Here is a 24,055-nt window from a genome sequence, read left to right as displayed (position 1 = left end):
AGTCCTCGAGGCCGCTGGAAGGCCGACTTCATCACCAACGCTGGAGGGGGCAAATGGCATTTCGAGATTTCCAGCTCATGACCGTCCATGTCAGTGCCGGTCCTATCCGTCTGCGTGTTGGTGGGAGCGGTCCTGCCATCGTTCTCCTGCACGGCCATCCACGCACGCACATGACATGGGGGAGGGTCGCCGATCTTTTGTCGTCATCGTTTACCGTCATATGTCCCGACGTTCCCGGGTTCGGCCGCTCATATGTGCCACCGGACGCTGCTGACAGCCGGCACTCCTCGAAGGCAGAGAAGGCGATTGCTCTGGTAGAACTCATGAGACGATTGGGCCACAACGAGTTCTTCGCTCTTGGCCACGATCGAGGCAGTCTCACGGCGTTCCGCATGGCTATGAACCATCCGGAAGTAGTTCGAAAGCTAATTGTCGTCGATTGCATTCCGGTTCTCGAACACCTCGAGCGAGCAGATTGGAAGTTCGCCAGAGACTGGTACCACTGGTTTTTCTTCGCCCAGCCAGAGAAGCCCGAGAGAGTGATCCTGGCCGATCCCGAAGCATGGTACGATAGTCTTTCGCCAGACCTGATGGGTGAAGAAGCCTACGAGGATCTACGCAAAGCGATTCATCGGCCGGAGGTCGTTCACGGCATGATGGAGGACTATCGCGCCGGGATTCGCATTGACCATCTCCACGATAAAGCAGATCGCGACGCAGGTCGCAAAGTTATCTGTCCGATGCTGTGCCTGTGGTCGGCTCGGGACGATCTTGCAAAGATTTACGGCGACCCCGTTGCGATCTGGCGGGACTGGGCGACCGACGTCCGTGGTTTCGGTATCGAAAGCGGTCATCACGTGGCCGAGGAGAACCCCGTCGATCTTGCAAGGGCGGTCGCCACGTTTCTTTCAGAATAAACTTCTGTCAGGTTGGTATTTCAGCTGAAGCCCAGTGCGGTCCGCCTGATCGGCCAAACGACGGTCAATAGACGCCTTTTCGTCAACATGTTCCCGATCGGCCTTCGATCGCATGAACCCGGTAGTTGGAGTTCGGATGGTGCTTGGAGACCTGACAGCAAAGCCCGCCGTCGATCGGCGGGCCATGAACTTTGCGACCACTAACAAGTCATCAGGCCATTTGGCCGGATGTCACTGGCCGTCGGTGTCCGGGCAAGCGTCGCTTACCGACGCACCGCTATTGCCTGCCTGGGTATCGACTGTGCCAGGAGCAGCTCGGGCAGGACAGTTTGCGCGGTTGACGGCGCCCGTTGAGTTCATGGGGCCGCCGACAGTGCTATTCGTTGAGCCGGGGTCGATTACGACAGGGCCTGTCCCTGTGTTGTTCTGCATGTCGCCATTTGCGCCGCCGCCAGCGTCTTCACCCATGGTCTTATCGCCTGCCATATTATTCGGCGTCGGGTTGGACTGAGCATAGGACAGGGATGTTGCCATGCCGAGGGCGAGCAGTGACGCAGCTACGAGTTTCATACGCATTATCTTGTCCTTCAGGGTCATCGTTTCTCTCACGGCAGCTAAACAACGGCTGATGGCACATGTTCCAATGCGGCAGGTCACGAAAGATTTATGGAACCTCCTATTCGGCGTGTTGAGGTCAAGCGCTATCGAGCCTTCCCCTTTCAGCGGTATCCGACATCGTTCACGGGCCTCGCTTCTCTTCGGGATCGCGTCTTTGCCCCTCCCATTAGGGGGTCAGTAGAATGAAGTAGAACAATTTAAGACGCGTCTTGGTCGGTAAGCCCGATCGGTACAAGTTCCATAGCGGCCTCACTTCATTCATCGTCCCGTGAAGGACATCGTTCCAGCGGCTGCCAGTCCGCGGTCCGCATCCTGGCCAGCGGCAGGCAGGGAAATTTCATTGTTGCGGCCGGGTGCTCAGTACCCGGGTACCTTGGTCCGGGATACCCCCGGACTGAAGTCTTATACGAGGAACAGCTAAAGGAATCGGGGTGTTTAGTGTGTGGCGGCGCCAAGAGGCAATCACCGAACTTGGTGAGAGAATGATCTACGAGATCTCAAAACTGTGAGCTTTGCCTTACCGATCACCACGCCCTGGTGGCGACGGCTGTGAAGCGTGTCGAACTGCCTTGGAGAGGAACCATGCGTCTACTCATCGTCGAAAAGGAACCGGCACTTGCTCTCGCGATCGAGGGTATCGCGATCGCCGAAGGATTTGAAATCGCCGGTATTGCGACAAACACTTCCGAAGCGATAGAGCTTGGACCGGAGGCGGATGCCGCGATCATCGACGTTCGGCTTGGTGACGGCCTTACCGGCCCCTCCATCGCACGCGCGCTGTTTGCTGGATTCGGACTGGGCGTCGCCTATCTATGTGCTGATCCTGACATCTTCGAAGACGCGAAAGGAGGGGCCCCCATCAGCCCCGAAAGAATAAGGAAGGCGTTATCCCTGGCGGCAAAAAGCGCTCGCGAACAAATGCTTCAGGATCGGTCTGGGCAGACGACATAGAACGATCCGCCGGATTTAGTTGCTCACGATCTGGATCGTCGAAGCTGCGTCCAATAAGACGGTCGATGCTGCATCCATCCTCGTCTAAAAGGCTCGTAGGACCGTGTTCGTCCAAGAAAAGTCGATCGGCACTTGATGCGAGCACTTGCCGTCTCAGAGCCCCGGAATTCACGAGTCGGATTGGGTCGGCGGGCGGAGGCGAAAACAGGCATATTTTTCTGTTACAGCTCTTGAAACGGAAATCGTGAAAAACCAACTCAACCTCGGCCGCCGCTAATGATGGGCTGGCTCCGCTGGAAGAAATAGCGTCCGGCATCTGTACCCATGTTGCTTCAAGGAGGATATGGCTATGGCAGCATCTTACGACTATGCACCCCTCTTCCGCTCGAGCGTTGGCTTCGACCGGGTCTTCAATCTTCTCGAAAACGCCCAGCGTGCCCGCTCGATCAACGACTGGCCGCCCTATGACATCGTCAAGACGGGTGACGACCATTACCGCATCTCGATCGCCGTGGCAGGTTTTGTCCAGGAGGATCTCGATGTCACCTTCCAGTCAAACCTTCTGACCGTGACCGGCAAGAAGCAGGAAGCAGCAAACGAAGACTACCTCCATCGCGGCATCGCCGGCCGACCGTTCGAACACCGTTTCGAGCTTGCCGATCACGTGCGGGTAAGCGGCGCTAATCTGAGAAACAGTCTCTTGTCGATCGATCTTGTTCGCGAGATCCCGGAGGCATTGAAGCCGCGGAAAATCTCCATCGAGACCGAATCCGCAATGACGTCTGCCGCTCCGGCGCAGATCGAAGCGCAGAAGGTTGCCTAACGCTTCCTGCGAGGAGGGCGCCGCTGTGACGGCGCCCTCAGGACGCTCCAGGTTGGGAAGGAGGGGATCATGAAACCCGATATGTTCAACAAGCCAGTTTTCATTCTTGTCGGCCTCGGATTTCCGGCTGAGGTTCGCGGTGTGATGGACGCCTACCGGCATCTCGTCGAATGGCCGGTGTCGTTGAGGGACACTGCGCATTCCGTTGCATTCAAGGCCTGCAGTTCCGCGCTCCGAGGCGAGACAGAAGCAGAGACCGCGCGCGGCCTGTTTGCCGCCTTTGCCGAAAAACATGATATGTTGGCGCCGGAAACCGACCCCATTGTCGCGTCCCAGATCCAGTGCGACAGTGATCCGCACGTGCGTTGATGTCGACCGATTGGTGACAGTACCTTGGCGCATGCCAGCGAGTGGGATCGTGACTGCAACATCCGTTCTGGCGCGAAAAGAAGGCCCGTTTCGGTCACCAGGCGAGGTAGTAATGGCATCCGACCTTTTCGTCGAGGACAAGCGGACAATTCTCGCTGTCTGAGCGTCGGCCTTTCGAAGCCGCCGCTCAGGCATGTTCCTGCGTGCCGGCGACTTGGCTACGACGAATTCGATCAGTTGTGCTGTGACTTCGGCAATGTCGCCGGTGTCGGAGATGGATACCCGTGTCTCCATCGTCGTTGGATAGACACCGCGCTTCAAATTGGCTGACCGCACGCCATCCGCCCCCGCCGAACGTACCGCGTCTTCGACAGCAAGTCAGGATTGCGACTTGCCTAGGGACCGGCTGCCGGGGCGACCTGCATTTGCGAAGGTGCGGACCTGTCCGATTGTCCGGCATCTGATTTCAGGTCGGTCGGATGCTCGTTGTTAGAGGCCGTCGGCGCCTCGGGTTGTGCAGTCGAACCCGTCGTGTCCTCTCCGATACCCGGGTCCACGTCGATAGTCCGATCGACCTTGGTATCCGTCGAGGCTTGCGTGTTTACCAAAACCTGGTCCGTGCCGATTGGCTGGGGCGTGACCTTGCCGTCAGAGGAAGCAACGCGCCAGACCATATTGCCGGCATCATCAGCAATAAGGAGCGCACCCGTACCGTCGATCCCCAGGCCGACCGGGCGTCCTTTCGCCTGATCGCCTTGGATAAAGCCCGTGACGACATCCTGCGCTTTGCCGGATGGCTTGCCATGCTCGAATGGCACGTACACCACCTTGTAGCCGTTGAAGCTGTCGCGGTTCCAACTGCCGTGCTCGCCAACGAAGGCGCCGTTGGCGTATGCGGTTGGAAGCGCGGAGTTCATCGAAAAAGTCAGACCGAGCGCTGCGACATGGCTCGACAAGCCATAATCGGGTGGGATCGCCCTTTCGACCAGATCGGGACGTTGCGGATGCACGCGCGCATCGACGTGATTGCCATAGTAGCTCCAGGGCCACCCGTAGAAACCACCTTCCCTCACCGATGTCATGTAATCAGGAACGAGGTTCGGCCCGAGTTCGTCGCGTTCGTTGACCACCGTCCAGAGCATCCCCGTCTCAGGGTTGAAGGCGAGCCCATTCGGATTGCGCAGACCCGATGCGAAAACGCGCGCGGCACCGGTCTCGCGATCGACCTGCCAGATCGCTGCGCGGCCTTTTTCCGCCTCAAGCCCGTTCTCGACAATGTTGGAATTCGAGCCGACCGAGACATAGAGCAGCTTCCCATCCGGGCTGAGCGCCAGATCTTTTGTCCAATGGTGGTTTATCGGACCCCCGGGCAGTGGGGTCAGGACCTTTGGCCGGCTGGTGATCTCATTCTGCCCAAGCTTATAGGGATAGGCGAGAATAGCGGAGGTGGAAGCGACGTAGAGCGTGTCGTCGATCCAGGCGACCCCGAACGGCGAATCCAGTTTCGTCAGAAGCTCGTGCTTCTCATCCACTGTCCCATCGCGGTTCGTGTCACGCAGCAATGTGATGATGTTGCTTTCTTTCTGCTCGCCCATGTTCCCATGGGCCATCGACATGATCCAGCCCCGGATGAAATCCTTCGGTCGTGAGGTCGTTTCCGCAGATGGTCCGCGCGACTGAATCACCAGCACATCGCCGTTCGGCAAGGTATGGACTGTCCGGGGATTAGCCAGGTCCTTTGCATAGGCTGTAACAGTCAAGCCATTCGGCGCAGCCGGTGCCTCGCCATCCTGCCACCCAACGACCTTCGCCACTTTCAATTGCGGAAGCAGCGATGGGGCCGGATCCGGAAGGATCGGGTTTGGACCGATCTGCTTCGAAACGTCAAATCTTCCACTTTCGGCGTAAGCTGCGGGGCCGACCACAACAAATAGCGTCAAAACGGACCCGCCGAGGATTTGGGATTTCTTCATCATATCCTCCAAGCCAGTCTGCCATATTTGCGGGCGGACAGTGCTACGCAAATCAGGCACAACAGAAATGTCGCAGCTGAAAGCGCCAGTCCATAGGGAACCACTGCCGTCCAGCCATCGCCGGCATGCACAAGGCTGTTGGCAAAAGCGAGCGCCAGTATGATCAAGTAGAGCAGACAGGACAGGACGGGAGGCCGCAGCGGACGGGTGCGGGGACGCATCAGATCCATCAACCCGGCGAGGATCGCAAGCGCGCCGAAGACCAGGCCCGTCAGCAGCAGCCATGCGGAGAAGTTCTGCCACATCAGATTGCCGCTCTGCCAGAAGGCGATATCGGTGGCTTGTGCAAGCGTGAAGCACACGAATGGAAATGGCACAAAGAGCGACTGTATCGGATAGGCGGCTGCGTCTCGATCAGTCGGAGAAAATATTGCCATGGATGCTCCGTAGAATGAGAGCTTTAAGATGCTTATCAAACTACGTCGACGGGAGATGGTTCCGACCCCACGTGTTGGTGCAACAACGGGCACGAGCGGCGTTGGAGTACAGGGCGGAACGCGAACAAGAAGGAGATGAAGCAACCGCGGAGGTCTAACGTGCTCCACGGCGCAATCCTTCCTGCGGTGGAAAACGAGTTCGCGAGCACGATGTTTCAACCGGCCGAACTTGCCTGCGAAAACAGGGAGTCGTCTCAGTTGGCCGGCGCGCCGCCTTGCCAATAGGACGTGCTGCGCGTTTCCATTATTCACTGCACTATCGTCGCTCATCTACGCAACCTGCGACCTCCATGAACTTGCTCCTGGAAGTCGGGTCCGTTCACAAACTCGCGGGGTTCATCCGCCTTCTCATTGCCGGGATCCTCTCGCGTTCCAATCACCGTCTTCAGCGCGGTTTCCGGACAGCGGATGTGGGAAAGCGGCGCGGCCGAACGTTTTCGTGGACGTGACACGTTGTCAGACACGTCTCGGAGGACCCGCGCCGCAATCCCATTGAATGACCGTGTCGGAAACAAAGGAGCTCGCGCCGCGTTATTGGTCCATCTCTTCGCAAGCGTGGACGCATGAAAAGCCATTCAACGAAAAAACTCGAAGGTGATTTGCCTTCCGCATCGTCGGAGGCGGCCTACGGCGATCGCAAAGAACTGGCAGCCATCGCCTTCGAGCGCACCAGGATGCCGATGGTCGTCACAGACGCGCGTACACCCGATCTGCCGATTGTACTGGCAAACAAATCATTTCTCGAACTGACAGGCTACAGCGCCGAGGAGGTGCTCGGCCGCAACTGTCGTTTCCTGCAAGGGCCTGCGACATCTCCTATAGCTGTTGCAGAAATTCGTGCAGGCATAGCCGACGAGCGGGAGGTCAACGTCGAGATCCTCAACTACAAGAAAAACGGCGAGCCGTTCTGGAATCGCCTGCACCTAAGTCCAATCCACGGCGACGATGGACGGATCCTGTATTATTTTGGATCTCAAATCGACATGACAGAGTATCGCCGCGTCGAAGCCCTGGAGGCCTCCGAGCACCGCTTGCTGAGCGAGGTCGATCACCGCGCGAAGAATGTCCTGGCGATAGTCGATAGCATCGTCCGCCTCAGCAATGCAGATAACCCGGCACTTTATGCCGCCGCGATCCAACATCGCGTGCAGGCGCTTGCCCGTGCCCACGCCTTGCTTGCTGAGCGAAGATGGACAAGCATTTCCGTTGAGGAACTCATTCGTCAACAAGTGGCGCCGTTCGCAGCGGCCCGCGCTTCATTTAGTGGGCCGGACATCAGGTTGCCGGCATCGATCGTCCAGCCACTTGCGCTCGTTTTCCACGAACTCGCTGTCAACGCAGCCCGTCATGGCGCCCTTGCCGTCGAGCAGGGCACACTTTCCATCCGTTGGAGGCCGGGGCAGTCGGGCAGGGGCCTCAGCATCCGGTGGCAGGAGACCGGCGCCGACGCTCCGTCTAAATGGACCAAACGAGGATTTGGTACCGTGATTGTCGGTGCGATGGTCGAAAAACAGCTCAAGGGGCGCCTTGAGAGAAACTGGCTCGATGAAGGGCTGCTTATCGACATTGAAATCCCAACGGCGGAGTTGACCACCTGAGAACGGCTTACTTGGCAGGTGAAAGCAACGTCGAACCCAGGGTTATCAAATGCGTAGCGTTAGAGCCTCTCCTGACCGGACGAGGCTCTTCGCGTATCACTTGTTCATCGCATCCTTGAGCGCCTTGGCCGGCTGGAAGGTCAGCTTCTTTGCGGCCGCAACCTTGATCGTCGCGCCGGTCGAGGGATTGCGTGCTTCACGCTCCGGCGTCGCCTTGACTTTGAACTTGCCAAAGCCCGGCAGCGAGGTTTCGTTGCCGGCAAGAGCTGCCTCGGTGATCGAGGCGAGGACCGCCTCGACGATCGCCTTACCCTGTACCTTCGTCAGACCGTGTTCGCCAGCAATCTTGTCTGCGATTTCGTTGGTCGTCGTCATGTCGTTCTCCGCATCGTCGTTGATGCGCAATCCCTGACACCGACCGCGTCCATTGTCATGGAGGCGACACCGGCGATGGCGCTCGTTCAGCGAGATTTCCACAGTTTCCAGTCGATCCGTCGCCTCTGGCGTGCTTGTTCGTGCCAATTTCAGAAAATGAGGCAGATAGCCGGGCTTCTCGCGTCACCCTTCAGTCCATCGATCCGTCAGCTCCTGATTTTCGTTCATTCCTCCATCGAACTCGTCCGCTTATCTCATCCAACCGGACGGCAGTAATTTTCAGTGAGAGGGTCGGCAGTTCATCGGACTGACGGGGCGAGGTGGTTGGCAAACAGCTGAACTATCGTCAATAAGTTCGAAATAATCTTCAACGATTATTGACGGCGACTGATATGGTCGAGCGACTTTACTAACCGCAAGGATTTACCGATGGCAGATGATCCGAACCCAACCCCTGCAGTCGAGACCGCGTCCGCAGATGCGTCTTCGAAGACAAGAGAAAAGAAGACGCGGGCGCCGCGTAAGCCCAAGACCGCCGCTGAAGCGGTTGCCGATACGTCGGTGAGCGCTCCGGTCAAAAAGACCCGCGGCCCGGCGAAAAAGACCGCGGCGCCCACGGCGTCCGTTGCCCCGGCGGCGACCGCAACCGTCACCAAGGCATCTGTTCCTGCAAAGAAGCCTAGGGTTTCGAAGGCTCAGCCTGCCAAGCCTGCGCCGCAGGCCGTCGAGGCCACCCCGCCGGAAACCGACGGTTTTGCGGATCTTCTGAAGCTCGAAGAAGAGAACCAGAAGCTGCGCAAGGCGCTCTCCGATAAGCTCCGCGCTGAGAACGCCGATCTGCGCAAAAAGCTCGGATTGGTTTGATCATCAACAAACCGGTCCACCGGGCTTGATCTTGTTTTATGACGAAGGACCGGGCTCGCATTGCAAGCCCGGTCTCCGGCTCGGTACTATGGCACTAAGAAAACGAGTCGGGAGGTGGTGATGAGATCACCGTGGAAGCTAATCAAGGACTTTGCGTCGCGCCATAGGGCGACAGAAGCGAGTGCACCGGCCGATGAAATCGTGGCGATACCCGATCCACGAGCAGAGGAATACCGGCAAGATCCAACTCTGCGGACGGAAATAGAAGCCGTAATCGAATCTAAGTCGACCGTTTATGAGAACGAAGCGCGTGAACGGTCGGGTTCAGCTGGTGCGGCGGCCGAGCCACCCGCTCGGGTGGACCAATCCGATCCTTTGGTTGGCAAGCTGTCAGAAGCCAGCGCTTTAAAGGTTTATGACCAACCTTTGCCGACCGCAACCGTCATCGCAGGTGAAAACGGCGCGGGAGTTCCGCCGGGCGGTACAAAAAAGCAAAGGGCAAAGGCTGCTCGGACGCGGGAAAATCGCGGGGAACAATCTAGCGTCACACAAGCGGCCGGAGAGCCAGCGGCGGAGAAAAAAACGTTCCTCGATGAGGCCATTGAACTGGAACTCGAAATTAAGGATCTGCGATCGCAGCTCTCAGCAAAACTGCTTGAGCAGAACGCACATTTGCGTCGCCTGCTCGAACGCTATGACGACAAGTGAGCCATCGGACCGGCGCAGAACGGCAGGCCGCCTTCAATCTTTACGAGCGATGTTTGCCACCGACATCCGCGACGTCCTATCTCCGGAAACATAGGCGCTCCGATCGCCCATGACATGCGCGCCGGCGGATACGCTATTGCCTACACCGACCGGGTGGCCGCGGAGTTTCCGGATGCCAGGTGGTTGGAACTCTCGTCGGAACATAGGATGCGGCCTGCACCGACACCTCTGGGCCGGCGTGGCAACGCATTCAATGGAGGCAAGCAGAGGGCGTTGCCCCGCCGCCTGCCTGTCGAAAAGGCCATTTCGTGCGCGTTTTATCAGTATCGGCGCTACTCCGACGTTCTCGAACCCTTGAGGCCACAGACGGCCGTGGAACTCATCGAATTGCCGGCATTGACCGCTTTGTCGTTGCCAGTGAAGGTCTATGGATCACCCGGTATCGAGCCTCAACAAGGTTGTAGATGCCAAACGCGGCCAGACCTGCTGCGGCAGCGAAATAAAGAATGGCCCCGTACGGGAGCTGCCGGACCCAGGCCATCGCGTCGCCCATACTTCCAGCCTGTTCCGGATCGACCCGAAATCCGGCATAAACGAAAAGCATGCCTGTCACAGCGAAAACGACGCCGCGAGAGACGAGACCATAGATGCAGACGGCTCTAAGAAAACCCTTGCTGGCGGCTGGAAGGCGCAGATACCGCTCGAATTTCCCCGTAATGCCCTTTGAAGCCGTTATAGCGCCGCCGCTGACGAAGCCGAGGCCCACCGCTACGGCAAGATAAAAACCGAACGGCTGTGACATGATCCAGTGGGCAAGCCCCTTCTCACCAGCGCCCTCACGCCCGCCAGAAGGAAAAAGGGCATGTCCGAGCGCGTAGCTTGCCAGGGCGAGATAGGTCACTGCGCTGCCAAGCAATGCGAGCCGGATGGCCATGGCTTTCGCGCCGAACCCATGACCATCTGTGTCGGCGACGGACTGGGCCAATCTCCAGGCCACAAACCCCAAAAGACCCAGACCGATCAATGCCACCCAGACCCGGCCTAGAGGCTGTTCCAGAAGGGTCGCGAGGGCCGATTTCGTTTCAGGGGCCACACCGGAAAATAGGGCTAGCCCGGCGACAAGAAGGAAAACGATACCCCGTGCAACATAGCCGCACTTGGCAAGCATATCGAACCGAGATTGGCGGATCATGGCGGATGGGTCCTTTACGTTCGTACCAGCTAACGCGCCATCACTCGAAAAGTTTTCAGGCGCCGGTCGATTGCTCGCGCACTTCGATCTGTCCGTCGTCTTCCCCTACCTCCAGGCGACCGTTGCTCGCGCTGCGGGGCACAACCTGCGTGCGTGCGTGCGGCGATTAAAATAGGCCTTTGCGACAGGGCAGTCCTACCAGCATGGAAGGTGCTTCGAGGTCTGAAGCGCACGACATTCCATTTTCGCAACGTCGCCGATCAGGCACGGTCAGCTGCGCGCGATGTCTCCACGCCAGCCGTTGAAATCCGTGGGCTCTAACCGCGTGATGGTGCGTTCCAAGCCTTGAACCCGATCGTTCAAAGGCTTCGCATCGACCTGGAGGCGCTCAAGAAAAAAGCCTCGCCCGAAGGCGAGGCTGACCGTGATAAAATCTTGGGAGGCAGTATTATGGCGGCTTACCGCGTCTTGGTTGCGTCAAGCTTGTGGAACCCATCTGCTCTTCAACGGTTATGACCCTGTTCAACCAACAGGGGAATCCCAATGAAGACCGCTTCCGTAATCGCCGCCACCGTCTGCATGATGCTTTCGCTTAGCGCCTGCGCCAACACAATCCGTGGCATGGGGAAAGATACCGCAAACACTGTGAATGCGACGCAGAGCGCCGGCCATCGCGTCGGCAATGCGGCGGCTCACTAAGCGATCAGCAGCTGCCATCGAGCCGCCCTCAGCGACGGATATGGTGGGCACGAGGAAAGACCGGCCGGCGCACGTTCCATGAAGGTGACCTTGTGCCAGCCGGCATCACCATTCGTTTTGACCCCAGATGACGGCACGTGTCGTAGCACTCCAAGCGAAATTATCGTACCGAGCGCCGTCTGCCGGCGGTAAACGGCGTCAATTCAAACCTGCCATTGACAGCCCCTTGAGCGAGACGAGTTCATTCGTTCTCGTTGCTGCGCGTTCAAGCCCTCTGTCCCAGGAAGGCGCGTAAACATCCGCCAGATGTCGAATCCCTACTGTCCAGCGATGGGCGAGGAACCCCATACCAATTTTCCACCTGCGCGCTACATTTTGCCCATCGAAGAATGGGGGATTCCATGGTCAATCAAAACGTTGGGATTGGGCGTCAAGAGGTTGGAAGCGTCGGTGGGAGCGAGCGTGAGGTGAATGGCATTTCCGAGCGTTCGGCAAGCGCGCTCTTGGAAATCCTCACCGCAGTCAGACGGGGTGATTTCTCTGTTCGAATGCCCTCGGATCTGACGGGTGTGACGGGCAAGGTTGCCGACGCACTCAACGACATCATTGCAGCCAATCAGCGAATGTCTCAGCAACTCGACCATGTCGGCCAGGTCGTGGGTCGGGAAGGGCAGACGAGCACGCGGGTCCGATTTGGTCTCTCGGACGGATCGTGGTCGGACATGGAAGGATCGATCAATCAGCTGATCGGAGACCTTCTCTGGCCGACGACGGCGGTCACCCGAACGATCACCGCCGTCGCCAAAGGCGACCTTTTGCGGACGGTGCCGCTTGATGTCGACGGCCGACCGCTGAAAGGGGAATTCTTGCGCTCTGCTGACATCGTCAACACGATGATCAAGCAGCTTAGCGTCTTCACCTCGGAAGTCACCCGTGTTGCGCGCGAAGTCGGCACGGACGGCAAGCTTGGTGGACAGGCCCAAGTGCCGGAGGTGACCGGTGTCTGGAAGGATCTGACCGAAAGTGTCAATTCCATGGCCTCGAACTTGACCGCTCAGGTGCGAAACATTGCCGACGTTACAATCGCGGTGGCCAACGGCGACCTTTCCAAGAAGATTACGGTCGACGTGCGAGGCGAAATCCTGCAACTCAAGGAAGCCATCAACACGATGGTGGACCAACTTCGCTCCTTCGCGTCCGAAGTGACACGCGTTGCCCGTGAGGTGGGAACTGAAGGCAAACTGGGAGGGCAGGCCCTGGTGCCGGGCGTCGCCGGAACATGGAAGGATTTGACGGACTCGGTCAATGCCATGTGCGGGAACCTGACGGCTCAGGTTCGAAATATCGCCCAGGTAACGACCGCCGTGGCGCGAGGCGACCTCTCGCGCAAGATCACTGTTGATGTCTCCGGTGAAATCCTGGAACTGAAGGAGACCATCAATACGATGGTCGATCAGCTGAACGGATTTGCCGGCGAGGTAACGCGCGTCGCGCGCGAAGTCGGAACCGAAGGCCGGCTTGGCGGGCAGGCCCAGGTTCCCGGTGTGGCGGGTACCTGGAAAGATTTGACCGACAACGTCAATTCGATGGCGTCGAACCTGACCGCCCAGGTCCGCAATATCGCTGACGTGTCCACCGCAATTGCCAACGGCGACCTGTCGAAGAAGATCACCGTCACGGTGTCGGGGGAAATCCTTGAGCTGAAGGAAACCATCAACACGATGGTGGACCAGTTGAACGCGTTTGCGTCGGAAGTGACCCGTGTCGCTCGTGAGGTTGGAACGGAAGGCCGGCTTGGCGGGCAAGCCAATGTCACGGGCGTCGCTGGCACCTGGAAGGACTTGACCGAAAACGTCAACTCGATGGCCGGCAACCTGACCGCCCAGGTGCGTAACATCGCTGAAGTTTCCACTGCGATCGCCAGTGGCGATCTGTCGAAGAAGATCACCGTCGACGTCAAGGGCGAGATACTCGAACTGAAGGAGACCATCAACACAATGGTCGATCAGCTCAATGCCTTTGCTTCCGAAGTGACGCGGGTGGCGCGCGAGGTTGGCACGGAAGGACAGCTCGGCGGGCAGGCGAATGTTCGCGGCGTTGCGGGCACGTGGAAAGATTTGACCGACTCGGTCAATTCGATGGCCTCAAACCTTACCGCCCAGGTGCGCAATATTGCCGAGGTCGCGACCGCCGTCGCCCAGGGCGACCTGTCGAAGAAGATCACGGTCACTGTTTCGGGCGAGATCCTCGAGCTGAAGGAAACCATCAACACGATGGTTGACCAGTTGAATGGCTTTGCCGGCGAAGTGACGCGTGTCGCACGCGAGGTCGGTACGGAGGGGCGGCTGGGTGGCCAGGCGAACGTGCTGGGTGTTGCCGGTACGTGGAAGGATTTAACGGACTCGGTCAATTCCATGGCCGGAAACCTCACGGCCCAGGTGCGCAATATTGCGGAGGTCTCAACCGCAATTGCCAATGGTGACCTGTCAAAGAAGATCACTGTTTCGGTTTCGGGCGAAATCCTTGAGCTCAAGGAAACCTTGAACACGATGGTGGACCAGTTGAACCGGTTCGCCTCCGAAGTGACCCGCGTGGCGCGTGAGGTGGGAACGGAGGGCAAACTCGGCGGTCAGGCGCAGGTGCCGGGGGTCGCCGGCACCTGGAAGGATCTCACCGAAAACGTGAACTCCATGGCCTCCAACCTCACCGGCCAGGTGCGCAATATTGCCGAAGTCACGACGGCCGTGGCGCGTGGTGACCTCTCCCGAAAGATCACCGTCGACGTGAAGGGGGAAATCCTCGAACTGAAGAATACCATCAATACGATGGTGGACCAGTTGAACGCCTTTGCCGGCGAAGTGACGCGCGTTGCACGCGAAGTGGGTACCGAAGGCAAGCTAGGCGGTCAGGCGCAAGTGCCAGGTGTCGCCGGCACCTGGAAGGACCTGACCGACAGCGTCAACTCCATGGCCGGCAACCTGACGGCACAGGTGCGCAATATCGCCGAGGTCGCCACCGCGATCGCCAATGGTGACCTGTCGCGCAAGATCACCGTCGACGTGCGCGGAGAAATCCTGCTCCTGAAGGATACCCTCAACACGATGGTCGATCAGCTGCGCTCGTTTGCGGGCGAGGTGACGCGCGTAGCGCGAGAGGTCGGCACCGACGGACGCCTTGGTGGACAGGCCGTCGTTCCGGGTGTCGCTGGCACATGGAAGGACTTGACCGACAACGTCAATCTGCTTGCCGCAAACTTGACAACCCAGGTTCGCAACATCGCGGAAGTGACGACGGCCGTCGCGCGCGGCGACCTCTCCCGAAAGATCACGGTCGATGTGAAGGGTGAAATCCTCGAGCTGAAGAACACCATCAACACCATGGTGGACCAGTTGAACGCTTTTGCCGGCGAAGTGACACGTGTCGCACGCGAAGTTGGCACTGAAGGCAAGCTCGGTGGACAGGCGCAAGTGCCGGGTGTCGCCGGCACCTGGAAGGACCTCACCGATACCGTCAATGTCATGGCCGCAAACCTAACCGAACAGGTGCGCGGCATCGTCAAGGTCGTGACGGCGGTGGCCAACGGCGACCTCAAGCAGAACCTCACCGTCGCCTCCAAGGGCGAAGTCGCCGCTTTGGCCGAGACCATCAACAATATGACCAACACGCTCGCCACCTTCGCCGACCAGGTGACGACCGTGGCGCGTGAAGTCGGCGTCGAAGGCCGACTTGGCGGGCAGGCGAACGTGCCAGGCACGGCCGGCACCTGGAAAGACCTGACCGGCAACGTAAACCTGCTCGCCGCCAACCTGACGACCCAGGTGCGCGCGATTGCGGAAGTCGCGACTGCGGTCACCAAGGGCGACCTGACCCGTTCGATCCAGGTCGAAGCGCGCGGCGAGGTCGCGGAACTGAAAGACAATATCAACACGATGATCGGAAACCTGCGCCTGACGACCGAGCGCAACACAGAACAGGACTGGCTGAAAACCAACCTTGCCCGCTTCACCAACATGCTGCAGGGGCAACGCGACCTGACACTCGTGGGAAAGATGCTGCTTTCGGAGCTTGCTCCGCTTGTCGGAGCCCATCAAGGGGTAATCTATCAGGTCGATGACGGCCCTCAGCGGATGCTTTCCCTGCTGTCGGTCTATGCGCAGGGGATGGAGACTGCCCATCCCACGCGACTTGAGTTCGGTCAGGGACTTGTCGGCCAGTGCGCCAGCGACGCTCGGCGGATCCTGATCACAGACCTCCCCGTCAATGTCGTCCCGATCAGCTCTGGCGTATTCTCGGCCTTGCCAAGGAGTGCCATAGTCCTGCCGGTCCATTTCGAAGGACAGGTCAAGGCGGTTATCGAACTTGCCTCGGCAGGCAATTTCACGGAACTGCAGATCTCCTTCCTGGACCAGTTGACCACGTCCATCGGCATTGTCCTCAACTCCATTGAAGCAACGATGCAGACCGAAGGCCTGCTCAAGCAGTCGCAGCAGCTTGCAGCGGAGCTTCAGACCCAGCAGCGCGAACTCCAGCAGACCAACGAGCAGCTCGAACAGAAAGCCCAGCAGCTCGAGGAGCGCAATGTCGAGGTCGAGGCGAAGAACCAGGAAATCGAGCAGGCCCGTCGCGCTCTCGAGGAACAGGCCGCCGAGCTCGCGCTGACGTCGAAATACAAGTCTGAATTTCTTGCAAACATGTCGCATGAGCTACGCACGCCGCTCAATTCCATCCTGATCCTCGGTCAACAACTCGGGGAAAATCCGGAAGGAAATCTTTCGGGTAAGCAGGTCGAATTCGCCAAAACGATCCATGGGGCGGGGACGGATCTTCTCAACCTCATCAGCGACATCCTCGACCTGTCCAAGATCGAATCCGGAACCGTATCGGTGGACGCTGAGGAAATCTTCATCAACAACCTGCTTGAAGTGATGGCCCGGCCGTTCAGACACGAGGCGGAAAACCGCGGCCTGACATTCGGCGTGGAAATCGGGGGCGACGTCGCCAGGAGCATCATCACCGATTCCAAACGACTTCAGCAGATTTTGAAGAACCTGTTGTCGAACGCCTTCAAGTTCACGGCTGAGGGCGGGGTCACGCTTCGTGTGAATGCAGTGGCCGGCGGATGGTCTCCGGATCATTCTTCGCTAAAGCACGCGCCGTCCGTCATCGCATTCGAGGTTGTCGACACCGGCATCGGTATTCCTCCGGAAAAGCAGCGCATCATTTTCGAAGCCTTCCAGCAGGCTGACGCGTCAACAAGCCGAAAATATGGGGGCACAGGCCTCGGCCTCGCCATCAGCCGCGAACTCGCAAACCTGCTCGGCGGGGAAATTCAGCTTCGAAGCACTCCGGGCGCGGGCAGCACCTTCGTCCTTTATCTTCCACTGACCTATGTTGGTGCGGGTACCATAGCGCCACAGGAGGTTCCAAAATCAAACAATATCGTGCAACTCGCGGATGCAGCAGCGAGCCGGCGGGCGGACAAGCCGACCGAACATGTCGAAGATGACCGGGATCGCATCGCATCTGGCGACACGGTTCTGCTTGTCGTGGAGGATGATCCCCATTACGCCCGAGTTCTGCAGGACTTGGCGCACGACACCGGCTTCAAGGTTCTGGTGGCGATGCGCGGCGCCGACGCCCTGGCTCTGGCGCAGGAATACAAGCCGGCTGCGATATCCCTTGATATCTTCCTTCCCGACATGCTGGGATGGACGGTGTTGAGCCAGCTCAAACAGAACGCCCAGACCCGCCACATTCCGGTGCAGATCATCAGTCTCGATGAGGATCGCCAACACGGATTGACGCGGGGCGCCTTCGCGTTCATGAGCAAGCCGACAACGCCCGACGGACTAGTCAAGGCTCTATCGCGGCTGCGATCCTATACGGAGCCGAGGCGCAAGCGCCTGCTTTTGGTGGAAGACAACGAGGCTGAGCGGATCAGTGTGATGGCGCTCCTTGGCCATGACGACATAGACATCGCCAGCGTCGGCTCGGGATCGGAGGCTCTTGCCGCGCTTAGGAACGACCCTGCCGATTGTGTCGTCCTCGATTTGACGCTTCCCGATATGTCGGGCTTCGAAGTGCTGGAAAAAATGCGTGACGATACCGACATTGGCGAAATTCCTGTCGTTGTCTTCACGGGCCGCGAACTCTCTCCCGAGGAGGACGCTCGGCTTCACAGCATGGCCCGAAGCGTGGTCGTCAAGGGCGTTGAATCGCCCGAGCGGCTTCTGGATGAAACGGCGCTCTTCCTTCACCGCGTCGTTGCGGACATGCCGGCATCCAAACAGGCCATGCTGGAAGACCTGCATAGTTCCGATGAGGACCTATTTGGTGAAACCGTTTTGCTCGTCGACGATGACGCGCGCAATATCTTTGCGCTCAGTAGCGTGCTTGAGCGCCGTGGCATGAGGGTCCTTACGGCGACTACCGGCAGCGAGGCGATCGAGGTGATCAATGGCGAGCCGTCAGTGGCCATCGTGCTGATGGACATCATGATGCCGGGTATGGATGGTTATGAGACAATGCAGGTCATCCGCGCGGACCCCACTTTCCGGCGACTTCCAATTGTGGCCTTAACGGCAAAGGCAATGAAGGGGGACCGCGAGAAGTGTCTGGAGGCTGGTGCATCGGACTATCTGGCCAAGCCGGTCAATACGGAGCAGCTCCTCTCGGCGCTCCGCATGTGGCTACACCGTTGAGGAGTTCGCCATGAAGTCCGTGAACATCCTTTTGGTGGATGATCAGCCCGCGAAACTACTCAGCTACGAGGTCATCCTCCAGGACCTCGGCGAGAACCTTATTAAGGCGCAATCGGGCCGCGAGGCGCTCGAACATCTGTTGCGATCCGAAATCGCCGTGATCCTGGTCGATGTCTGCATGCCTGAACAGGACGGTTTCGAGCTGGTCAGCATGATCAGGGAACATCCTCGCTATCAAAACACCGCTATCATATTCGTCTCGGCCGTAATGATGGCGGAGCCGGACCGTCTGCGTGGATACGAGGCTGGAGCCGTCGATTATGTGTCGGTTCCAATCGTCCCTGAAGTGCTGCGCGCCAAGGTCCGGGTATTTGCCGATCTCCATCGCAAAACCCGGGAGCTGGAGGGGCTGAATTCCGACCTCGAGGCGCGGGTCCTTCAAAGGACGGCCGAACTCGAAGCATCGTCGGCACAGCTGCGTCAACTCAATGAAGAGCTAGAGCAGCGCATCGAGCAAAAGACCCGCGAGCGGGAAGAAGCCCTCGCGCAGCTTTTTGAAGCCCAGAAGCTTGACACGATTGGACAGTTGACCGGTGGGGTTGCACATGATTTCAACAATCTGCTTATGGCGATCCTCGGCAGCCTGAACTTGTTGAAGAAACGCTTGCCGGACGATGAGCGGAGCGAACGTCTCATCATGAATGCCCTGCAGGCCGCGGAGCGGGGATCGGCTTTGACACAAAGGCTACTGGCGTTCGCCCGGCGCCAGGATCTGAAACCCCAGGCAATCGATTTTGCAAGGCTGTTCGATGACGTCGAAGATCTGTTGGGTAAGGCAGTGGGACCGCGGATCTCCTTTGAAACAAAAATTCCGGCAGGACTTCCGCCGGTCCTGATTGATCGAAATCAGCTTGAGCTTGCTTTGCTCAACCTGTTCGTCAATGCCCGAGATGCCATGGAAGACGGTGGGAGCGTCACAATAGAAGCCGCAGCCGACGAAGACCCACCCGCGACACTTAAAGGCGGCCGGTTTCTGCGCATTTCCGTCGTCGATACCGGTGAGGGCATGGACGAGGCGACGCTTGCCCGCGCCGCAGAACCTTTCTTCACAACCAAAGGAATCGGCAAGGGTACCGGGCTCGGCCTATCGATGGTGCATGGACTGGCTGCGCAGTCGGGGGGTGTCCTCCAGATCTTCAGCAGCAAAGGATCAGGAACAACCGTTTCCCTTTGGCTGCCTGTGGCAGAGCAGATCGAGGAGCGTGCCCGGGCGCCTGAAGCCGTTATGTCTGATACGGCCCACTCCACCTTCGCACAGCACAGGGTTCTTGTGGTCGACGACGACATACTGGTCAGGATGGGCACCGTCGCGATGCTGGAGGACCTGGGTCACGTCACTGTCGAGGCAGCTTCAGCTTCACAGGCAATGCTCGTGCTGGAAAGAGGGGACGGGTGCGATTTAATAGTTACCGATCACGCTATGCCCGGAATGACAGGGGCCGATTTGGCGCGTCGCATTTTTACGTCCTATCCCGGAATCCCGGTCATTCTTGCGTCAGGCTACGCCGATCTTCCAGAGGATTCCGCATATCATGGCATGATACGGATGACCAAACCATTTACCCAAGAACAACTCCAGACGGCGATTGAACGAGCGTTCATGGACAGGGCCGCCGTGGCCTGAAAACTGCATCCTGTCGGGCGAAGACGCCGGCTGCCTGTTGGTACCGCAGGCACCGGCTCCGTTTGCGTGGGTCCGAGAACGCGACTGAACGGGAGGTAGTGGAGACGCTGCCGGAGCAAAACCCTAATTTCGCGCAGGGGAAAAGATGAACACGTCGCTTGCTGTTAGACCGTCGCTGTAATCGAATCCTGCGCATTTCCGCCCGGGCGCAATCTTCGTATTGAAATCGGTCAGCGATAGTTGCGTGCGGGCTAGACGAACGGCAGTTCTAGGGTCCCCACCATGGTTTGAGCGTTGGTTGGCGCAAGAATTCACTCTGGGCCTGGCATCACAGCACCCTTTGCATCGCACCAATCAATTGAAATGCGCAAGCTGACGATGGCAATGGGAATTCGGTCCGGACCGAGAACTGTCACGGCCTGCCGAGCTCCGGGGACGGTAGGAATACCGTCCAGTGCCATGTCGGACAGCGCCCGCCGTGCATGGATGATTGCGCAGGGAAGGTCGGGCAGATCCAACCCTCTGTCGCCGTCGAATTCCTCGTCGAGGTCCTGCACCGCGAAGTAATATGTCGTCATCTGGTTCCATCCCTGTCGGTAAACATGAACGCCATTGCCCGATAGTCGTTCCGATCTCGAAGCTGATACCGATCTATGATCCAGCGTTGCCCCGGACCGATCGCGGGTTAAGGGAACCGCGATTGACGAACGGAATTCTGGCCCATGTCCTGCGAAGGAGGCCGCGCCGATGCAAACCCTGCAAATCGCCCTGATCGACCATGTCCATATACGGGTCGCGGACCTTGAAGCGAGCCGCCGTTCTATCGCGCAGCGCTTGTTGCATTGGGGCGAAGCTTCAGTTCGGAGAGCAAGTCACATTTTGCCTGTGAAGAACTGTGGGTGGACAAGGCCAATACCCACGTTTCGCGGTTGCATCTCGCGTTTCGTGCAACAGATATGGCAAGTGTTGTTCGTTTCCATTCGATCGCGCTCGAGGCTGGTGGCAAGGACAACGGAGGTCCAGGCTTTCGGCATTACCATCAAGGATATTTTGCAGCCTTCGTCTTTGATCCTGATGGCAATAACATCGAGGCGGTGTTTCATGGCACCGCAGCCGACATGCCCCTTTAGGAGGAAAAAATCGTATCCAATATGCGATTTTAGCGATCGTTGGCAGGTGATCTCTGCATTGGCGGGGTGGGATCCGGCTGGCGTCGAGTTCATGTTTTCCACGCAAGCAAAGCTGACCACGACGCGCCACCCGATGACCTTCATCCCTTACTAGCGCCCCTTCGACACTACCCTCACGAAAATATCTGCAAGGCGCGGAACCGACCGCGGTGGAGAAAGTTGATATCCGTCACTCAAACGCACGCCCCCAACCTGTACGAGGGTGACAGGTCCTAAAGACCTAAAAGCCTCCGCACGCCCTTGCGGGGGCTTTTGTCATTTCTCTCGCAGATAAACGCCGTTCTACGATGCCGGGTGAACGCCTCGCATGAAATGCTGTCGCGGCCTCGACAAAGACAAGCCGGTGACATGGCCCCAGGACTGTTCGCACCCGGAATCGCGGACGATGGAACAAACAGCTGTGAAGCGGCGTCTTTGTTCGATGCAAGGGTGCGCTAATCGATTGCACCCGCAAGTACGGAGAGACATCATGCCAGCCCAAAAAAACCAAACGGCCTCGCTTATCTCGGGGGGCGCGAAACTCGGCGAGCCCGTGCCGCGTGCCATAATCGATACGAATGTGGGATCGGTCGGCATCCCGCCGCAGCCTGGGTTCAATGCCGAGGAGGAAATCGGAGCCCTGCGCAAGCAATTGGACGCCCTTCGCAAACAGGTCGCGGAGGCCTCCGGAAAGATCAGAGGGGGAGCCCGTCAGGCGGCGCGACAGACTGAAGCCACCGTGAAGCTCTATCCTGTCTCCAGCCTGATGATCGTCGCTGTGCTTGTCGGTGCGGTCGCTTTCGCCATTGCTGGGCTGAGGTCGCCCCCGCCTCGGTCGCGCTACGAGCGCATGCTGGATGATCTTGGCACTTTATACGGCAGGGTACGCCATCGCAGTGGATGAATTTTCCTGATCGTCGGCAAGCATAGTCGCCGGCGCCTAAAATAAAGGGTGACCAAACTCGGTGTCATCCCTGCAAAGCGGCCTTGCCAATTGTCGGCAAGGCCATGCAGTCGATCATGCGTTGTTAAAAACGAAGGCGATATCCCTCGGCACCTCGGTTCATGATAGGCATAATCCTTCCTGGCGAGGGTCGCACCCCCCAGCGAATGACTTCAATCCGCATTCATCAGACCGCGCGCATCAGGTGCAGGCAATCTGTGCGTCAGGCGCTTCAGCTTTCTTACGGCGCCCGTCCGCGAGTGGCGAGAGGGGTTTTGCCTTGTTTTGCCTGCGTTTGAGGGTAGCGGGTCGCGTATGGAATCCAACTGTGGCGGAACCAATCGCTGGTGGCCGCATTCACCGGACGTTGAAGGAGATTGATATGCAGATCATTGAAACGAATGTCGTCGGTCAATCCGACGGCAAAACCACAGTTGAATTCAAAGGCGAAGGCGGCGAGCTCATTTCCGTCGTGCTGGCCTCCGATGGATTGGAGGACGCTGCAGCCGTGCGGCGCGCGAAGGAAATGATGGTTCAGGTTGCGACCTTCAACGTCGCAAACGACGCAGTCGAAGACGCTGGATCGTCAGTCGAAGGGCTTGCAGAAGTTCGCGTTGAAGGGCTGGAAAAAACGTCACCGACAACCGCATCACTTTCCTCTCCGAATTCGGTGGCTTGAGCGACAAAGTGCTTCAATTGTTTCTTGCCGCTGCGCGAAGGACGGATCTTTCGGAACGATCTGCGCAATGATCGCATGGCGACCGCAGTGCTTCCCTATCGATGCGCGCGCCGGCCCGAAACTTTAAGGCTGCAGACGTCACGGAAGCAACGGAACCGTTACGCCTCGTGGAGGTTGAGTCGACGCTAAGAACAGGAGGTTCCAATGAGCGAAGAACGACGCCCGATCCCGCCGTACCCGAAGCAAAAGCAGGAGCCGCCTGGCAAGACAGCTAGGATGGAGCCTATCCCCGACCACGGGGAGCATTCATATGAAGGAAACGGCAGATTGAAGGGCAAGGTGGCTCTCATCACCGGCGCAGATTCCGGAATCGGCAAGGCAGTCGCGATCGCCTTTGCTCGCGAAGGCGCTGATATTCTTATATCGTTTCTTGATGAAATTGACGACGCGGAAGATACCGCTCGATGGGTGAAAGAAGCAGGTCAAAAAGCTATCGTCGCGCCGGGCGATATCACCTCCGAAGGTCATTGCGAGAACCTGGTTCAGCGGGCAATTCGAGAGCTCGGGGCGATCGACATTCTCGTCAATAATGCTGCCTTCCAGCGCACCTACGCGGACATTTCCGAAATTCCGGTGGAAGAGTGGGATAAAACCTTCCGCACAAATATCTATGCACCTTTCTTCCTGTCGAAGGCTGCGATCCCGCACATGCGACCTGGCAGCTCGATCATCAACACAACGTCCATACAGTCGCGTCAACCATCGCCTCAGCTTCTTGCTTACGCGTCGACGAAAGGCGCTATCTCCAATTTTACGGCAGGACTTGCAGAAATGGTCGCCGAGAAAGGCATCCGCGTGAATGCGGTAGCGCCAGGTCCCATTTGGACGCCTCTTATACCCTCGACCATGCCCGCAGAAAAGGCCGCGAAGTTCGGACAGCAGACTTTGATCGGGCGAGCCGGGCAACCGGCGGAGCTCGCCGGCGCCTATGTATTACTGGCGTCCGATCTCGGAAGCTTCATGACCGGCGCCATCGTTCCTGTCACCGGCGGCGAGATCATGATCTAAGATTTGGGGCAGCTAGGTCGTAGACTCATAAGCGCGCAGCCCCAGCCGCATTGAGGCGAGTTTGACCATAGCAAGCAAGTTTGCGGCGCGGTTGTCGTAGCGCGTGGCAACACGGCGGAAGTGGTTCAGCTTGGAGAAGAACCGCTCGATTAGATTGGGCTCGCGGCAGAGCCGTTTTGCTGAAGCGGGGTTTTCACTTCCGATTGGATTTCGCTGGGATGTTCGGC

20 protein-coding genes and 1 pseudogene are annotated in these 24,055 nt (G+C 58.4%); 14 read left to right on the top strand and 7 right to left on the bottom strand.

Annotation, left to right across the window (positions count from 1 at the left end; all coding sequences use genetic code 11):
• The first annotated feature begins 53 nt into the window (after nt 1-53).
• Entirely contained in the window at nt 54-917 is an 864-nt protein-coding gene (locus tag J2X71_RS21425; protein ID WP_310384689.1) for an alpha/beta hydrolase, read from the top strand.
• 231 nt (nt 918-1,148) lie between these two features.
• On the opposite strand, the gene J2X71_RS21420 is transcribed toward J2X71_RS21425, so the two are convergent.
• Nucleotides 1,149-1,493 (bottom strand): hypothetical protein, encoded by a 345-nt coding sequence (locus J2X71_RS21420; RefSeq protein WP_029868648.1) that lies wholly within the window; start codon nt 1,491-1,493, stop codon nt 1,149-1,151.
• Between the two features lie 624 nt (nt 1,494-2,117).
• Here J2X71_RS21420 and J2X71_RS21415 point away from each other — a divergent pair.
• From J2X71_RS21415 to J2X71_RS21405, 3 genes are all read left to right on the top strand, one after another.
• Nucleotides 2,118-2,486, top strand: coding sequence for a response regulator (locus tag J2X71_RS21415; protein ID WP_310384686.1), 369 nt, complete (start codon nt 2,118-2,120; stop codon nt 2,484-2,486).
• A gap of 349 nt (nt 2,487-2,835) precedes the next feature.
• Entirely contained in the window at nt 2,836-3,309 is a 474-nt protein-coding gene (locus tag J2X71_RS21410) for an Hsp20 family protein (RefSeq protein ID WP_310384684.1), read from the top strand.
• A 69-nt stretch (nt 3,310-3,378) separates the two neighbouring features.
• A complete protein-coding gene (locus J2X71_RS21405; protein WP_310384682.1) occupies nt 3,379-3,678 on the top strand; it encodes a DUF982 domain-containing protein in 300 nt (99 codons plus the stop codon).
• A 395-nt stretch (nt 3,679-4,073) separates the two neighbouring features.
• Here J2X71_RS21405 and J2X71_RS21400 read toward each other — a convergent pair whose 3' ends face one another.
• Both J2X71_RS21400 and J2X71_RS21395 read right to left on the bottom strand, forming a co-directional pair.
• Nucleotides 4,074-5,651, bottom strand: coding sequence for a PQQ-dependent sugar dehydrogenase (locus J2X71_RS21400; protein WP_310384681.1), 1,578 nt, complete (start codon nt 5,649-5,651; stop codon nt 4,074-4,076).
• Nucleotides 5,651-6,088, bottom strand: coding sequence for a DUF2231 domain-containing protein (locus J2X71_RS21395; protein WP_310384679.1), 438 nt, complete (start codon nt 6,086-6,088; stop codon nt 5,651-5,653). The genes J2X71_RS21400 and J2X71_RS21395 overlap by 1 nt, the downstream gene beginning before the upstream one ends.
• A 623-nt stretch (nt 6,089-6,711) precedes the next feature.
• Here J2X71_RS21395 and J2X71_RS21390 point away from each other — a divergent pair.
• A complete protein-coding gene (locus J2X71_RS21390; protein WP_310384676.1) occupies nt 6,712-7,746 on the top strand; it encodes a PAS domain-containing protein in 1,035 nt (344 codons plus the stop codon).
• A 96-nt stretch (nt 7,747-7,842) separates the two neighbouring features.
• Here the strand turns inward: J2X71_RS21390 and J2X71_RS21385 are convergent, their stop codons facing one another.
• Nucleotides 7,843-8,121: an HU family DNA-binding protein gene (locus J2X71_RS21385; RefSeq protein ID WP_310384674.1), complete on the bottom strand. Its 279-nt coding sequence runs from the start codon at nt 8,119-8,121 to the stop codon at nt 7,843-7,845.
• 429 nt (nt 8,122-8,550) lie between these two features.
• Between J2X71_RS21385 and J2X71_RS21380 the strand changes: the two genes are divergently transcribed.
• Together J2X71_RS21380 and J2X71_RS21375 are read left to right on the top strand one after the other, a co-directional pair.
• The gene (locus J2X71_RS21380; protein WP_310384673.1) at nt 8,551-8,985 is read left to right on the top strand and encodes a hypothetical protein; all 435 of its coding nucleotides are present in this window, start codon (nt 8,551-8,553) and stop codon (nt 8,983-8,985) included.
• Between the two features lie 120 nt (nt 8,986-9,105).
• On the top strand, nt 9,106-9,693 hold the full coding sequence (locus J2X71_RS21375) for a hypothetical protein (protein WP_310384671.1): 588 nt from the start codon (nt 9,106-9,108) through the stop codon (nt 9,691-9,693).
• A 379-nt stretch (nt 9,694-10,072) separates the two neighbouring features.
• Here the strand turns inward: J2X71_RS21375 and J2X71_RS21370 are convergent, their stop codons facing one another.
• Nucleotides 10,073-10,885, bottom strand: coding sequence for a DUF1206 domain-containing protein (locus J2X71_RS21370; protein WP_310384669.1), 813 nt, complete (start codon nt 10,883-10,885; stop codon nt 10,073-10,075).
• Between the two features lie 543 nt (nt 10,886-11,428).
• Here J2X71_RS21370 and J2X71_RS21365 point away from each other — a divergent pair.
• The 3 genes from J2X71_RS21365 (at nt 11,429) to J2X71_RS21355 (ending at nt 19,969) form a co-directional block, all read left to right on the top strand.
• Nucleotides 11,429-11,584 carry an entericidin gene (locus tag J2X71_RS21365; RefSeq protein WP_025668328.1) on the top strand — a complete coding sequence of 52 codons (156 nt, stop codon included), beginning with the start codon at nt 11,429-11,431 and terminating at the stop codon, nt 11,582-11,584.
• Between the two features lie 548 nt (nt 11,585-12,132).
• Nucleotides 12,133-18,285, top strand: a complete 6,153-nt coding sequence (locus J2X71_RS21360; RefSeq protein ID WP_405049738.1) for a HAMP domain-containing protein — start codon at nt 12,133-12,135, stop codon at nt 18,283-18,285.
• 10 nt (nt 18,286-18,295) lie between these two features.
• Complete coding sequence (locus J2X71_RS21355; RefSeq protein WP_310384664.1) at nt 18,296-19,969, top strand: response regulator; 1,674 nt, start codon at nt 18,296-18,298, stop codon at nt 19,967-19,969.
• Between the two features lie 311 nt (nt 19,970-20,280).
• On the opposite strand, the gene J2X71_RS21350 is transcribed toward J2X71_RS21355, so the two are convergent.
• Nucleotides 20,281-20,547 (bottom strand): DUF6894 family protein, encoded by a 267-nt coding sequence (locus tag J2X71_RS21350; RefSeq protein WP_310384662.1) that lies wholly within the window; start codon nt 20,545-20,547, stop codon nt 20,281-20,283.
• Between the two features lie 321 nt (nt 20,548-20,868).
• Here J2X71_RS21350 and J2X71_RS38150 point away from each other — a divergent pair, with 321 nt between their 5' ends.
• The 4 genes from J2X71_RS38150 (at nt 20,869) to J2X71_RS21330 (ending at nt 23,828) form a co-directional block, all read left to right on the top strand.
• On the top strand, nt 20,869-21,099 hold the full coding sequence (locus tag J2X71_RS38150; protein ID WP_405049734.1) for a VOC family protein: 231 nt from the start codon (nt 20,869-20,871) through the stop codon (nt 21,097-21,099).
• 529 nt (nt 21,100-21,628) lie between these two features.
• A complete protein-coding gene (locus J2X71_RS21340; RefSeq protein WP_310384660.1) occupies nt 21,629-22,042 on the top strand; it encodes a hypothetical protein in 414 nt (137 codons plus the stop codon).
• Between the two features lie 319 nt (nt 22,043-22,361).
• A complete protein-coding gene (locus tag J2X71_RS21335) occupies nt 22,362-22,760 on the top strand; it encodes a hypothetical protein (protein ID WP_310384658.1) in 399 nt (132 codons plus the stop codon).
• 204 nt (nt 22,761-22,964) lie between these two features.
• On the top strand, nt 22,965-23,828 hold the full coding sequence (locus J2X71_RS21330; protein ID WP_310384656.1) for an SDR family oxidoreductase: 864 nt from the start codon (nt 22,965-22,967) through the stop codon (nt 23,826-23,828).
• Between the two features lie 12 nt (nt 23,829-23,840).
• On the opposite strand, the pseudogene J2X71_RS21325 reads toward J2X71_RS21330, so the two are convergent.
• Nucleotides 23,841-24,054, bottom strand: a pseudogene (locus J2X71_RS21325) (IS5/IS1182 family transposase); the annotation flags it as partial.
• Nucleotide 24,055 lies beyond the last annotated feature (1 nt).

The sequence above is a fragment of the Rhizobium sp. 1399 genome (assembly GCF_031455475.1).
Lineage (GTDB): Bacteria > Pseudomonadota > Alphaproteobacteria > Rhizobiales > Rhizobiaceae > Rhizobium.
The sequence above is the reverse complement of the archived record's forward strand: the minus strand, read 5'-3'. Positions and strand labels throughout refer to the sequence as shown.